The organism is Peribacillus sp. SIMBA_075, from assembly GCF_046534585.1.
Genome location: NZ_JAWRYN010000026.1, coordinates 32058 through 45741 on the forward strand (window position 1 = coordinate 32058; position 13684 = coordinate 45741).

A 13684-nucleotide genomic window follows, 5' to 3' on the forward strand; every position below is an offset into this window, starting at 1 on the left:
ACCCTTGATGGACTACTAAAAGATTGAAAGAGATACATCAAATTGGTAAGAAAGGAGGAAATAAACACAGTCATACTTTCATTCCCAGCGCCTATTGGACCGAAATTCATATAAGCGGCGGATTGCTTTAGCCTTTTTGTACGATAGCTGAAAAATTTTTTGCCATTCCTGTCAGCCTGGTGTAATCTTCACCTGTAATCAATTTCGTAGGATTGATCAAGGAACCACCAAGTCCCGCCGCGATGGCCCCTGCCTTAAAAAAAGATGCAAGGTTGTCAAGGTTTACACCGCCAGTTGGCATAAGGGGAATGTGAGGAAGCGGTCCTCTAAGATTTTTAAAGTAGCTAACACCCAGTGTATCTGCCGGGAAAACTTTGATAATGTCAGCTCCATGCTCATAAGCTGTCAATATTTCGGTTGGTGTAAGCGCACCAGGGATACTAATAACGCCATAGCGCTTCGCCATTTTAATCGTTTTGACATTGACGGTTGGAGAAAAGATGAATTCTGCCCCTGCCATGATGACCGTACGGGCCGTTTCAGGATCCAATACTGTACCGGCACCCGCTATGATATCATCACCGAACTCCTCTTTCACTCTTTCAATTAAATGGCACACTTTGGGAGTTTCCACTGTTATTTCTAGCGTTCGGATGCCGCCCTCTTTCAGGGCCCGGGCGATTGGTATAATTTGATCTGGGCGTGCACCGCGAATGACGGCGACCAGCTTCCCCTGTTTAAGCTCTTCAAGTTTAGTCATTTTTTCCACCTTTCTACCTCGTCACATCATCAGAGCCGCCACTCATGAACAAAGCGAGGTCGGCCCGGACCGGCAAACCCTCAACATCGCCATTTACCATCGTTGCCATTGCTCCCATGGCATTTCCACGCCTTGCAGCTTCATCTAGCGGCAGTCCATCAAGCAGGCCGGAAAGTACACCGGATGCAAAAGCATCACCAGCCCCGATTGGATCCACGACCCGTTCCACATAGAATCCAGGAACGTATGTTTTCGGTACAGACGGGGCTGAAATTAAACAGCCCTCTTTGCCCAATTTAAGTAAAACGGTTTCGACACCGAGTTCATGAAAATGATCGGCAAACATCTCCGGTGTATAGGAGCCGAATAAAAATTCGGCTTCGGCCACCCCAGGCATGACGATATCACTTTTCGAGGCGTACTTTGTTATGATGTGTCGTGCTTCATTTTCATCAGGCCAAATTTTCAAGCGAATATTCGGATCGAAGACGATTTTTGTTCCGTTTTCTTTAGCAATGCGGATCGCTTTATCCAAGAGCGACTGACACGAATTCCCTAGTGCAGGGGTAATTCCGGTAATATGGAGATAAGCTGCGTCTTGGATGGCAAGATCAGTTAGTAAATCCGCCGTCATTTTGCTAGCTGCCGAATCTTTCCGGTAATAATAAACTCTAGTATCATTCAGCCTTCTGAATTCTTTAAAAAAGACTCCGGTAGGCGCAACAGGGTCTCTTGTTACATAAGAGACATCAACGCCTTCTCCGCGAATGAACGATTGCATGGCATCGCCAAATTCATCCTCTCCGAGACGGCTTATCCAGCGTGACCTATGACCGAGTCGGCTTAACCCGATCGCGACATTGGATTCCGCTCCGCCAAACTTCATTGAAAAAGATCGGGCGTGGCGAAGTGGACCTTCTTCATTCGGGGTAAACACTGTCATTGTTTCTCCGATGGATACAACATCCATGTCATCACCTTCTTTCTGTCATGCTATTACGTGATTAGAAAGCGTACCGATCTTCTCAATGCTGATGTTCATCCGGTCACCGTTTTTCAACCAGATTTCCGGATTCCTTCCCATTCCAACGCCTGGTGGCGTGCCAGTTGCAATCAAATCACCTGGCATTAGTGTCATGGACTGTGATAAAAATGAGATGATTTTCGGAACCGTAAAAATTAGGTTGCTTGTATTTGAATCCTGCATAATTTCACCGTTTAATTCAAGCGAAATCGCTAGATTGTGGGGGTCACCCACTTCATCTTGTGTCACGATAACAGGACCAAATGGAGCAAATGTGTCCGCCGTTTTGCCTCTCGACCACTGGCCATCCTGAAATTGCAAGTCTCGGGCGCTAATATCATTCATAATTGTATAGCCAAAGATGTAGTCATTTGCCTCTTCTTCTGATACATGTTTCGCTTCTCTTCCAATGACAAACGCAAGCTCTGCTTCAAAGTCGACCGCGGTTGAATTAATTGGAATTTCAATCGCATCATTATGGCCGGCAATGGCATTTGCATATTTTGAAAAAATGACCGGTGATTCAGGAGGCTCCATCCCCGTTTCCTTGCAATGATCAAAATAGTTAAGTCCTACGCAAATGATTTTATCCGGCTTTGCGATTGGCGGCAGGATTTTTACTTCTGACAGATTGAATATTGCATCGTCATTAACCCGTTGCTCAATTAACTGTTCAGCACGTGTACTTAACTCGCTGCTTCGTTCTATGAATTTTTTCATGCAAGCTGGAAATTCTTCTGGACCGAGAGCCGTTAAACTAATAATTTGATCATTTTTAACAAGACCGATGTGTTGTTCGTTTTGTACGGAAAAAGCCGCTATTTTCATATTTTTCCCCTTTCCTAAGTCAAAGCGTATGGTGTTAATTCTCCGTTTAGCACCTGAACGATATTTCTCGCTGCCTTTTGACGAAGTTCAACCATTGCTTCCTCTGAATACCAGGCGCTGTGCGGTGTAATGATGACATTGTCCATTGTTAGCAGCGGGCTATCGGTGCTGACCGGCTCATTCTCTGTCACATCAAGTGCTGCACCTGCAATTACCCCTTTTTCAAGTGCATCAGAAAGTGCTTTTTCATCGATTATCGGTCCACGTGCCGTGTTAATGATAACCGCATTTCTCTTCATTTGTTTAAGGCGCTCCTCATTGATCAGATGGTATGTATCATCAATTAAGGGCACATGGATCGACAAATAATCGGCTTCTGCTATAATTTCGTCGAGATCCATTTTTTGAACCCCTACCGCAGCCATGGCTGCTGCCGAAACGAAAGGATCGTAAGCAGCAGTTTTAAAGCCGAGCGGTTTCACCTTTTCAATGAAACGGCGCGGAATCCGGCCAAATCCCAGAACCCCAACAGTTTGCTCATTAAAGCGATGAATCGGGACACACACCTTAAAGTCCCAGTTACCCTTTTTCACTTCCTTGTTTAACAGTGTTACTTTACGCGCCGAAGAAAGTAAAAGTGCCAATGCATGATTCGATACTTCTTCCATGCCATAATCTGGTACATTGGCGACAGTAATCCCCTTTTCCTTAGCCGCATTGAGATCAATTGTATTGACGCCAACACCGTAACGGGAAATGATTTTCGTATTTTCAAGCGATTCAATAACTCGGCGTGAGATAGGAGCATATTGATTTAAAATTGCATCCACTTCTTTTGCCTGCTCCATTACTTCTTCTTCAGTTTTGCATTGCGCTTTGATGAATTCGATTTCAAGACCGCTTTCTTGAAAAATCTCTTCTTCATATTTCAAATGTTCAAATTCGTAATCCGTTAATAATATTTTATAGGACATTTGTGCTCAACTCCTTTTTAGTAACAAATACGTAAATATCAGAGGGGATCCCTCACGTTAATATCACTATTTCGCTGCTGCCTTTTCAATTTTCGCAATTCCGAGTCCTTTTGCACCGAGTTTCGATGTTTTTGCTTCTGGATAGTATCGTTCGATCATTTGAATACCAATTGCGGAACGGCGTACACGTTCCTTTGTGAGTGAGATGTTCGTACTTTCCCATTGTTTCCCTGAGGGGTATACATCTGGGTGATTACGAAGACCGAATTTGATGTAAACAGGCGCCAATACACGGATTATTTCCGGTATTTCATAATAGCGAAGAAAGCCTCCGAAGGTATCCGGAACTTCAACGTATAAATCAATTGGAATGTCTATTGATTGTCGGATCGCTGCAAGTTTAGACAGCGTTAATGCAGGTGGCACGTTGTAGGTATCCGCACCGATGTCTTCCATTAATTTGACGGATACTGGATTGGCTGAACCCATTTGAACCGATACTTTAACAACAAAGTCTTCCGGAAGCTGTCCGTATTTTTTCATTTCTTTCGTTAAAAGAAGGAGTCCTTCATCCGCAACTAACGCACCGCGAAGACCTAGTGCAGCCCCTCTTTTCAGGTCTTCCATGGCATAAACAAGCTGATCGGAGCCCTCATGGCGGATTCCCTGAGATTTGCCTCCTGGCGTAAGCGGTCCAGCACTGACATCCCATGAACCCCTGGGACCGACAAACAAACTCAGTTCCATGCCTCGCTCTGCTGTCATTTTACACATTTCTATAATTTCTTCATCCGTTTGAAGCATGATACCGCTGCCTTGCGATATTCGGTGAATAGTCAGACCGAGTCGGTCAATTTCTTTCAATGTTTCTTTTAGTGCTATTGGACCTTCTACGCTTGGGAGTTCAATGCGGTATTGAGCACCGTCTGGAAATGTTTTCGTTGATGTAGGAAGTTCTTTAAGATCAGTTGATGGGTAGCCTAATTGTTCAAGCAAGTCTCGTGATTCTTTCATTTTTGGACGCCTTCTTTCATATTTATATTTTTTAAAAGAGCAGCTACTTTGTCACTCAAATCAGCAGGGTATACGTCGCATGGTGCACGGTGTCCAGCCGCAACGTCAAACCAGCGCTGATGAACTGCTTCTTTCATGGCAGTAAAAAATGTCGGACCGTAATTGTACACATCCATCAGTTTTGAAATCACTTGATGCTTTTTCTGTGCTTCAGCAAGGTCACCTTTATGATACGATTGATATAAATCAACGGAAATTTCCGGCGCAAAGACAGCGCTTCCATTAATGCTTCCCGCTGCACCAATCATTTGAGCCGGAAGCAAGTGCTCGTCAAAAGCAGAGAAGACGCGAAAATCACTGCGAACTTTCTTCACTTCCGCCAGCACTTGACGAAGATGCCCGAAATCACTAACCGTCTCTTTAATACCTGTAATGTTTGAATGATCTTCAGCTAATTTTTTAATCAATTCGATTGATAAATTTTGACCTGTCAGGAGCGGTATATTATAAATGAAAACCTGCAGATTAGTATGATTCGCTACACTGGAAAAATGTCGGTATAACTGCTCGTCAGACAGCTTCCAGTAATATGGGTTGACTACTAGAACGCCGTCGGCTCCATGCTCTTCTGCATAAGAAGTCAGTTCTTGCACCTCTTTTAATGCGGTATGCCCGACCCCGACCATAACAGGCACTCGGTTGTTAATATGCTTTATCATTTCGCGTACATATAATTTTCTTTCTTCTGTTGTAAGCGATGAGAACTCACCTGAACTTCCCATCAATAAAATACCGTCTATATTCCGTGAGATTAATAGGTCGATATAGCTTCTGTTCAGCGCCATATCTAAGTTCCCCGTTTCATCAAATAAGGTGACTACCGGTGGAATGATGCCATGAAAGTCCATTGTTTTTCCTCCTTTTATTACCATTCAGCGATGCTCCCGTCTTCATTACGCCAAATGGGGTTTTTCCAATCATGACCAGTTTCTGCTGCCAGCTTCACTTTTTCCTCATCGATTTCCACCCCAAGACCCGGTTTATCCGGAATGTTCACATAACCATTTTCATAGTCGAATAATTCTGGATTTTTCATATAATCGAGAATGTCCATGCCATCGTTGTAATGAATACCAAGGCTTTGCTCTTGAATAATGAAATTCGGTGTCGTTGCGTCCAAATGAATTGATGAAGCGAGAGTCATCGGACCGAGCGGGCAGTGCGGAGCGATCGCTACATCATAGGCTTCTGCCATCGCGGCAATTTTTTTCCCTTCTAAAATACCACCTGTGTGGGATAGATCCGGCTGAATAATATCGACATAGCCATCTTGAAGAAGCTGCTTAAAGCCCCAGCGTGTATACATCCTTTCACCCGTTGCAATCGGGCACGTAGTATGCCAGGCAATCTCACGAAGTGCTTCATTATTTTCCGGTAGCACTGGCTCTTCAATGAACATTGGATGGTATGGTTCAAGTTCTTTTACAATCGCCTTTGCCATCGTTTTATGAATCCTTCCATGAAAATCCACCCCAATGCCAAAGTCTTTGCCAACCGCTTCCCTAATTGAAGCAACGCGTTCGATGACCGCCTCTACTTTCGAAAAGCTATCTATGTAATTCATTTCTTCTGATGCGTTCATTTTGACAGCAAGGAAGCCCTCTTTCTGTTTTTCGATTGCAGCTGCCACAACATCCACTGGTCGATCTCCTCCGACCCATGAGTACACTTTAACTTTTTGGCGAGCTTTACCGCCGAGCATTTGGTATACAGGAATATTGAAGTATTTTCCTTTTATATCCCATAGTGCCTGCTCAATGCCAGAAATGGCACTCATTAAAATTGGCCCCCCACGGTAAAATCCACCTCGATAAAGTGTTTGCCAGATGTCTTCAATGTCGTTCGGATTTCTCCCGATCAAATAATCGGTCAATTCGTTAACTGCTGCTTTAACCGTTTCAGCACGCCCTTCCACGACAGGCTCTCCCCAGCCGGAAATGCCTTCATCCGTATCGATTTTTAAAAACAGCCAGCGGGGTGGAACTTTGTATAAAGAAATTTTTATGATTTTCATCAAGCACCTCGCATTGTTTTTTTTGGAAGAAAGAGAGAGTTTCAAACATGGAAACCTCTCTTACTCTTATTAAGAACCTTTAATAAAAACCGTTTTTATGGCTGTATAAAATTCTTTCGCCGCTTCACCTTGCTCTCGCGAACCCGTGCTCGATGCTTTCATGCCTCCGAATGGGGCTTGCAACTCTACGCCCGCACTTTCTGCGTTAATACGGACAAGCCCTACCTCAATTTCATCGATGAATTCCAGAATCGAGCTAATATTTGATGTGAAGATTGAAGCACTCAATCCGTATTTCGTATTATTTGCCATGTCTATCGCTTCGACTAGATCGCTAGCTTTCATAAGCGCGATAACTGGTCCAAAAATTTCTGCCTGCGCAATCACCATATCCGTCGTCACTTCTTCAAAAATCGCTGGTGTAATGAAAAAGCCTCCATCATAGTCTCCGCCAGTTAATATCTCCCCGCCATGTATAAGTTTTGCGCCCTCCTGCTTGCCTTTTTCAATGTACTCTTTCACCGTATTGAACTGGCTTTCGCTTGCACAGGGACCCATCCAAATTCCCTCTTGAAGGCCGTTGCCAACCGTTATTTTCGCAGCTGCTTCAACTAGTTTTTGTTTAAATACATCATAGACCGATGATTCAACAACAACACGGCTAGAAGCTGTGCATTTTTGGCCGGAGGAACGAAATCCACCGTTGATGACCGCCTCGACTGCTTGTTCGATGTTTGCATCTTTCGTCACGATGACTGGATTCTTGCCTCCCATTTCAAGCTGATATTTTATGCCGCGGGCGGAAGCTGATTTTGCGACGCTCTGACCGACACTTTCAGAACCGGTAAATGTGATTGCATTTAAAAGCGGATGATTGATGAGCCCCTGGCCAATAATTGATCCTTTACCGGTAATAAAATTCACAACACCCTCAGGGAAGCCTGCTTTGGTAAAGCATTCCATGACTTTCGCTGCTGTAACGGCCCCTTCCGTAGCGGGTTTCCATACGATTGTATTGCCATATACAAGAGCTGGAGCCATTTTCCAGATAGGAATTGCAACCGGGAAGTTCCATGGTGTGATTATCCCGACAACACCAAGTGGGGAGCGTTTTGTAAACATGAGGGCATCTTTATCGGATGACGGTATAACATCGCCGTCTTTCCGCATCCCTTCACCAGCATAGTAACGGAGGATCGCAACACCTCGTGCCGTTTCCCCTTTTGCTTCAGGTAACGTTTTACCCATTTCGCGAGTCATGGTTTCGGCAATTTCATCTAGATTTTCTTCCAATATATTGGCCGTTTTGAAAAGGATTTGCCCACGTGCAGACTGCCCGAGCCTGCGCCAATCCCTCTTTGCCTCATGCGCAGAAGCTGCAGCCTTGTTTAAGTCATCTCCGGTTGAGCTTTGAACGTAGCCAACCGGTTCTTTGTCCGCAGGATTAATGCTTTCGATTGTATTTCCAGAAGATGCATCCACCCACTCATTATTAATGAAGTTTTTATATGTCTTCGTTGCAAATGTAGTTGATATCATAAACTTTAGCCCCTTTTTCGTTTTAGAATGTCGGTCCAATTCTCCAAATACCAAAGTCATGCTGCTTTAAGATTTCCGCTTTTGTTAGTTTTCCGTTTGAAACATGTTGGATTTCTTCCATGATGCGACTTCCCACCTCATCAACGGTTTCTAAACCATCAACAATCGTACCTGCATTTAAATCCATATTTTCATTCATCCTGTCAAACATTGGTGTATTAGTTGAGATTTTTATGACAGGTGTTATAGGAGAACCTGTTGGCGTCCCTCTTCCACTTGTAAAGAGGACGATTTGGGCCCCGCCTGCGACCATACCCGTCAATTGCTCAATGTCGTGGCCAGGCGTATCCATCCATACGAGCCCTTTTTTTGTGGGCACCTGGGCATAATCAATGACTTCTTCCAGCCTGGTTGTGCCTGATTTTGTCGCTGCCCCCAGTGATTTTTCTTCGATTGAGCTGAGACCTCCCTCAATGTTTCCCGGACTCGGATTTCCGGTGCGGATGTCTACGCCCATTTGAATCGAGCGGTCTTCCATCATTTTAATAACCGCATAAGCTTTTTTGGCTACCTGGTCGTTTGCAGCCCGGTTAGCGATCAAATGCTCTGCACCGATAAGTTCAGTCGTTTCCGCTAATATTGCGGTTCCCCCCTGTTGAACAACCAAATCGCTTGTACGTCCGACTGCCGGGTTAGCCGATAAGCCGGAGCATGCATCAGACCCACCGCATTCTGTGCCGACAATCAGCTCGCTAAAATCACATAATTCCCGTTGCACCATTGAGGCATCCTGGACCATTTTGACCGCAATTTTAGCTACTTCGGCGATGGTTTGAAGAGTGCCGGCATGTTCCTGAATCGATACAGTTTCCACTGGTTTACCGCATTTAGCAATTTCATCTCCAATACGGTGCGCCTGATGTGTTTCACAGCCAAGGCCGAGTACTATGACACCATATACATTTGGATTCATCCCCATTCCCGCATAGGTTCTGGCTGTTTGATCAAAATCAGAGCCCACTTGCGCACAGCCATGCTGATGAATGAATGTGACGGTTCCGCTCACCAATTCTGTGACGCGCTGTGCAGTTTGGGTTGCGCATGTTATCGTTGGCAAAATCAGTACATGATTCCGGACTCCGACGCGGCCATCCTGACGGCGGTAGCCCCAAAACTGCATTTTTTCATTCAGCAATTTTGTCACCCCTTCCTCTTTTACCTTCTAAATTGTGTACATGAACATGTGCACCAGCGGGAATAAAAGCTGAGGCTGCCCCAATGACTTCCCCATATTTAAATATATCTGCTCCTTGTTCGATGGCTTTGACTGCGAACTTATGTCCAAAACGAATCGGTTCAAGAATGGGTACGACAAGTTCTTCAAGGTCTGTCTTCACAACTACCGATGTGTTTGCAGGGATTTCGGATAAAGCGACAGCTACACTATCTTTCGTACTTAAGTAAAGTGTTTTGTACTCGCCCATTTTGTCACCCCTTAAATTGTTTGAACTGCTTTACTTTGGATAACCGGGTTGTTTAATACGCCAATCCCTGGTATTTCGATTTCGATTCGGTCATCGCCTTTCAATGTAAATTCATTTGGCGGAACCACGCATGTACCTGTAAGTAACACTGATCCGTCAAAAATAGTGTTATCTAAGACTAAATAGTCGACAAGCTCTTCCAATTTTCGTTTCAGTTGGTTTACTTTCGCTTCACCTTCAAATACTTTTTCTTCATTTCGATAAATACGGCACATGATTTTAAGCTCATATGGATCCGGAACAGCCTCTTTTAACAAGATGGCCGGTCCAATGGAGCAAGAGTTTTTCCATACTTTTGCCTGTGGAAGATAAAGCGGATTTTCACCTTCAATATCACGGCAGCTCATGTCATTACCTGCGATATATCCGAGTACCGCTCCCTCTTTATCGATGACAAGACCAAGCTCCGGCTCCGGGATTTGCCATTTTGAATCAGAACGCAAGTATACCGGATCATTCGGGCCCACGGTTCTTGCTGCAGTCGATTTAAAGAAAATCTCAGGACGCACAGCATCATAAACTTTGTCATAGAAAGTTTGGCGGTCCAGCTTTCCTTGTGTTGCTTCGTAGTTACGTGCTTCCTTGCTTTTCTTATACGTAACGCCAGATGCCCATACTTCCGGTGCATCGATAGGCGTTGTTAATTGAAGACCTTGCAATGGCCGCTTTTCCCCTTCGGCTACAATTTGTTTTACAATGTCAAACGCCGTTTTGTTATCATGGCGTGCCGCTGTAATCAACGACATAAAATCCGTAAAGGGAAGGTCCACCACATTGTTTTCGTTTGTCACGGCAGCAAGTTGTTTCTTATTTTCCTTTACATAGCGAATAATTCTCATTTTCTAGTTCCTCCTACATGGCAGGCCTCATTTATATTTTTTGATATTCATAACCGAGCTCCTGCGAAATTTTACTGCTGCATTCCTTTAAGAGACGTACATAATACTCATGTGTTTCTTCATTTACTTTCGAAGCAGGCATCGATACACTCATTGCAGCGATTACCTTTCCTGAATAATCTTTTATCGGTACAGCAAGACAGTAAATGCCCGGTTCGTTTTCTTCATTATCCATTGAATAGCCATTAATGCGTACTTTTTCGATTTCCGCTAAAAACTGCTCCTTGGATCGAATCGATCTTTCGGTCGGACCCGTATAATCATAGCCGGCCAAGAGCAAATCCAGTTCACTATCCGTTTTGGTTGCAACAAGAGATTTGCCAACAGCACTCGTATGAATCGGAACTCGCCGGCCAATACGGGAATAGAGGACCGTTACCCCTGTGCCCTCCACTTTATCGACATAGACACCTTCCTGACCGTCTAATATGACAAGGTGCAGCGTTAAATTCGTTGTTGCTGACAGCCATTCAAGATGTTTTCTTGCTACGTTGCGCAAATCGAGATGGGTCACAACAACGTTTCCCCTCTCCAAAAGCTTTAACCCTAGCGAGTATTTTCCATTTTCTTCGCCTTGTGAAATATAGTTATGCTCCTGTAAGGTTTTTAATAGTGAATGAACCGTACTTTTATGTAAATTCATTCGCTTGCTTATCTCTGTGATAGTTAGTGCGCGCTCACGCTCATCAAATAAATCCAATATTTTCAAGGCACGCTCCACCGATTGGATGATAGGCATCGTTCCTCACTCCTTTTATTCTGTCTACCTTTATATTATCGGATTTATGACGAGCATTCCTCACTTTATTTCTACTTTTTTTCCTTGAAGTAAAATATCCCGTTCATAATCGAGTACCGCATCCTCAATTACAGCGATAGGGACAACACCATTTGCTGCATCTGTATGTCCAAACATCCGGTTGCTGGCCGCAACCATTTTTTGTCTAACTTTCATCCGCTGCTTGCGTTCAGCTGCCAATGATTGTCTTTCTTCTTTAAAATGATCCTCAAATTCATGAACAACCTTTCCTGAATGAAGTTGAGTAGCATTCACAAAATCAATCCGGCGATGACGAAGCTGAAGGTGAATTACATCCCCTGATTTAAGTAAACCAATGCCGCCGCCCTCATACGATTCCGGTGTCATATGTCCTATAGCAGCACCATATGTGACTCCTGAATAGCGGCCGTCACTAATGATTGTAGCGATTTTTTTCATAACACGATTTGCATTGATGTGTTGCATTGGTGTAAACATTTCCGGCATTCCGAATGCTACTGGCCCCTGCCCTGAGATAATGACCGCAATTTTCAATGTGCCTTCTTCAACCATCCTGTCAAATAACTCCCCATATGTAGCAGTTTTTAGAAGAGACCATTCCGGCTCATTGTTGTATTTAAGAGATTCTAGCAATAGCTTATGTTCGAAAAGCCTTTGCTCTTTTATTTTTGAAAGCAGATTTGAATCGAGCAGGCTTTTATTTGCATCATCTTCATTTTCGTAATAAAGGACAAATGCAAGCTTATCATCGAAATGGTCAAGCTGTGGTGTCGGCATTCCGCTGATTTTTACAACGGCGCTTTCAAAGAAGTTTCCTTTTAAAACATCAACACCGCTGAATCCACGGCGTGGATTGGATAAAATAACCTGATTTTTCTTTACATTAACCGCTTTTAGGCTACTTGTAATCGCAAGGCGTTCTTTCCAGGTTTTTGCTGCGACGGTCGGCGCATCCTGATCCATTGGTACACCATTCCCGATAAGTTCATAAAAAAGTGTTTCCATTCCTCTGCTTGTCCCGCTGCAACACTGCATCGCAAGTGAATAAATGTCCCTTCCTTCTGTCAAACTGTAATCAAATAAGTCAGGAATTGGATGTGAATGATGAATGCGGTCAAGGTCCCATAAGCTGAATTTGAATCCTGCATAAAGCATGCCTGCGACAATATGCATCATTAAGTTAGTAGAACCGCCCGAAGCGCTGTGAATACGGATTGCATTTTTTATGTTCGCAGCGACAATGTTGGCCACACCATAGCGCTCTTCGTTTATCATGCCGGCGAAGCTATCAAGCACCCAGTTAATCTGGCGTTGTGTTGGTGGATCGGTTAACAGCTCCACGGCTGGGTGAACGAGACCCATGCCTGCCACTAAGTGACGTGAACTATTCCCCGTACCATTGAATGCACATACACCGCCCTGCCCGTCACATGTTGCGACAGCAAGTCTCATTTCAAAATATTTATGCTGTTCCTTCGTCAATATTCCTCTTTCATACGCCCTTTCAAACACGCCCTGAAATGCAGTATTCGATGAACATTGCAATATATATGCCATCGTATCTCGTAAATCAACGGCTACATCATTAGCTCCTTTACTTTCCGCTTTTTTCGCAAGAGTTTCCAATTCCTCGATCACGTCAGCTGGAATCGAGCCGCCTTCTAATACGTGAGCAGGTGCGAATGTTGCGAAAAAGGGGGCTTCACCACGGTTTCGGCGAATACGATCAACATGTGCGAGTGCACTTACAACACCAAGAGGCTGCTTATCACACCCTTGAATGACGAATGCACCATGATAACTGTGAGCTTCTAGCTGGTTGACAACCATTTGTGCAACCGCGTTTCGGCTCTGGAGAGAGTAACTCATTCCTTGATTGTTTTGCGCAGTTCCATCACACATTACCGGTGTCGAGAAATGAAACGGCACGCCGCCGTTTTGCCAGATGCGTATTGCTGCCCGTGCCGACGTTTGGTAATCCATTATGTGGGCCGGATGATCGGACGAACCACCGATAATTGCGATACGCGGGGCATTCCTCTCGAGCCGCAAATAAATTTCTTCAAGCGTCCAATCAGGCTTCCCCCCTTCATATGTGGAGCCAAGCGTCAGCTTCGAACGGTCCAACAAACCCGCAACCGTAATGGGTTCATTTGCTTTTCCCTGTACATTATCGCGGTAAGGGTTTATTTCGTTATCAATAAGTGAATATAGGTGTGTCATATCAGCACTCCTTTTCTGATTTCA

General features: G+C 44.3%; 13 protein-coding genes. All 13 read right to left on the reverse strand.

The window, feature by feature from the left end; genetic code table 11:
- Nucleotides 1-127: 127 nt before the first annotated feature.
- The 13 genes from SB775_RS17695 to SB775_RS17755 all read right to left on the reverse strand — a co-directional run bounded on the left by SB775_RS17695 (nt 128) and on the right by SB775_RS17755 (nt 13660).
- Complete coding sequence (locus SB775_RS17695) at nt 128-760, reverse strand: bifunctional 4-hydroxy-2-oxoglutarate aldolase/2-dehydro-3-deoxy-phosphogluconate aldolase (protein ID WP_410862518.1); 633 nt, start codon at nt 758-760, stop codon at nt 128-130.
- A gap of 13 nt (nt 761-773) precedes the next feature.
- A complete protein-coding gene (locus SB775_RS17700; protein ID WP_410862519.1) occupies nt 774-1730 on the reverse strand; it encodes a sugar kinase in 957 nt (318 codons plus the stop codon).
- Between the two features lie 18 nt (nt 1731-1748).
- Nucleotides 1749-2612, reverse strand: coding sequence for a fumarylacetoacetate hydrolase family protein (locus tag SB775_RS17705; RefSeq protein WP_410862521.1), 864 nt, complete (start codon nt 2610-2612; stop codon nt 1749-1751).
- 14 nt (nt 2613-2626) lie between these two features.
- Nucleotides 2627-3586 (reverse strand): C-terminal binding protein, encoded by a 960-nt coding sequence (locus SB775_RS17710; RefSeq protein WP_410862522.1) that lies wholly within the window; start codon nt 3584-3586, stop codon nt 2627-2629.
- Between the two features lie 66 nt (nt 3587-3652).
- Nucleotides 3653-4600: a U32 family peptidase gene (locus SB775_RS17715; RefSeq protein ID WP_410862523.1), complete on the reverse strand. Its 948-nt coding sequence runs from the start codon at nt 4598-4600 to the stop codon at nt 3653-3655.
- Entirely contained in the window at nt 4597-5508 is a 912-nt protein-coding gene (locus SB775_RS17720) for a dihydrodipicolinate synthase family protein (RefSeq protein ID WP_410862525.1), read from the reverse strand. Before SB775_RS17720 ends, SB775_RS17715 begins: the two co-directional genes overlap by 4 nt.
- 17 nt (nt 5509-5525) lie before the next feature.
- Nucleotides 5526-6674 carry a galactonate dehydratase gene (gene dgoD / locus SB775_RS17725; protein ID WP_410862526.1) on the reverse strand — a complete coding sequence of 383 codons (1149 nt, stop codon included), beginning with the start codon at nt 6672-6674 and terminating at the stop codon, nt 5526-5528.
- 69 nt (nt 6675-6743) lie between these two features.
- Nucleotides 6744-8213 (reverse strand): alpha-ketoglutaric semialdehyde dehydrogenase GucD, encoded by a 1470-nt coding sequence (gene gucD / locus SB775_RS17730; RefSeq protein ID WP_410862528.1) that lies wholly within the window; start codon nt 8211-8213, stop codon nt 6744-6746.
- A 22-nt stretch (nt 8214-8235) separates the two neighbouring features.
- Entirely contained in the window at nt 8236-9393 is a 1158-nt protein-coding gene (locus SB775_RS17735; protein ID WP_410862567.1) for a UxaA family hydrolase, read from the reverse strand.
- Between the two features lie 4 nt (nt 9394-9397).
- Nucleotides 9398-9697: a UxaA family hydrolase gene (locus SB775_RS17740; RefSeq protein ID WP_214792231.1), complete on the reverse strand. Its 300-nt coding sequence runs from the start codon at nt 9695-9697 to the stop codon at nt 9398-9400.
- A gap of 11 nt (nt 9698-9708) precedes the next feature.
- The gene (locus SB775_RS17745) at nt 9709-10596 is read right to left on the reverse strand and encodes a fumarylacetoacetate hydrolase family protein (protein WP_410862530.1); all 888 of its coding nucleotides are present in this window, start codon (nt 10594-10596) and stop codon (nt 9709-9711) included.
- A 31-nt stretch (nt 10597-10627) separates the two neighbouring features.
- Nucleotides 10628-11395 carry an IclR family transcriptional regulator gene (locus tag SB775_RS17750; protein ID WP_410862531.1) on the reverse strand — a complete coding sequence of 256 codons (768 nt, stop codon included), beginning with the start codon at nt 11393-11395 and terminating at the stop codon, nt 10628-10630.
- Nucleotides 11396-11455: 60 nt separating this feature from the next.
- Nucleotides 11456-13660 carry a dihydroxy-acid dehydratase domain-containing protein gene (locus SB775_RS17755; RefSeq protein WP_410862532.1) on the reverse strand — a complete coding sequence of 735 codons (2205 nt, stop codon included), beginning with the start codon at nt 13658-13660 and terminating at the stop codon, nt 11456-11458.
- Nucleotides 13661-13684 lie beyond the last annotated feature (24 nt).

Bases quoted from the DNA above. Each gene is read 5' to 3' on its own strand.
- SB775_RS17695 (WP_410862518.1), bottom strand. From the start codon at position 760: ATGACTAAACTTGAAGAGCTTAAACAGGGGAAGCTGGTCGCCGTCATT.
- SB775_RS17700 (WP_410862519.1), bottom strand. From the start codon at position 1,730: ATGGATGTTGTATCCATCGGAGAAACAATGACAGTGTTTACCCCGAAT.
- SB775_RS17705 (WP_410862521.1), bottom strand. From the start codon at position 2,612: ATGAAAATAGCGGCTTTTTCCGTACAAAACGAACAACACATCGGTCTT.
- SB775_RS17710 (WP_410862522.1), bottom strand. From the start codon at position 3,586: ATGTCCTATAAAATATTATTAACGGATTACGAATTTGAACATTTGAAA.
- SB775_RS17715 (WP_410862523.1), bottom strand. From the start codon at position 4,600: ATGAAAGAATCACGAGACTTGCTTGAACAATTAGGCTACCCATCAACT.
- SB775_RS17720 (WP_410862525.1), bottom strand. From the start codon at position 5,508: ATGGACTTTCATGGCATCATTCCACCGGTAGTCACCTTATTTGATGAA.
- dgoD (WP_410862526.1), bottom strand. From the start codon at position 6,674: ATGAAAATCATAAAAATTTCTTTATACAAAGTTCCACCCCGCTGGCTG.
- gucD (WP_410862528.1), bottom strand. From the start codon at position 8,213: ATGATATCAACTACATTTGCAACGAAGACATATAAAAACTTCATTAAT.
- SB775_RS17735 (WP_410862567.1), bottom strand. From the start codon at position 9,393: ATGCAGTTTTGGGGCTACCGCCGTCAGGATGGCCGCGTCGGAGTCCGG.
- SB775_RS17740 (WP_214792231.1), bottom strand. From the start codon at position 9,697: ATGGGCGAGTACAAAACACTTTACTTAAGTACGAAAGATAGTGTAGCT.
- SB775_RS17745 (WP_410862530.1), bottom strand. From the start codon at position 10,596: ATGAGAATTATTCGCTATGTAAAGGAAAATAAGAAACAACTTGCTGCC.
- SB775_RS17750 (WP_410862531.1), bottom strand. From the start codon at position 11,395: ATGCCTATCATCCAATCGGTGGAGCGTGCCTTGAAAATATTGGATTTA.
- SB775_RS17755 (WP_410862532.1), bottom strand. From the start codon at position 13,660: ATGACACACCTATATTCACTTATTGATAACGAAATAAACCCTTACCGC.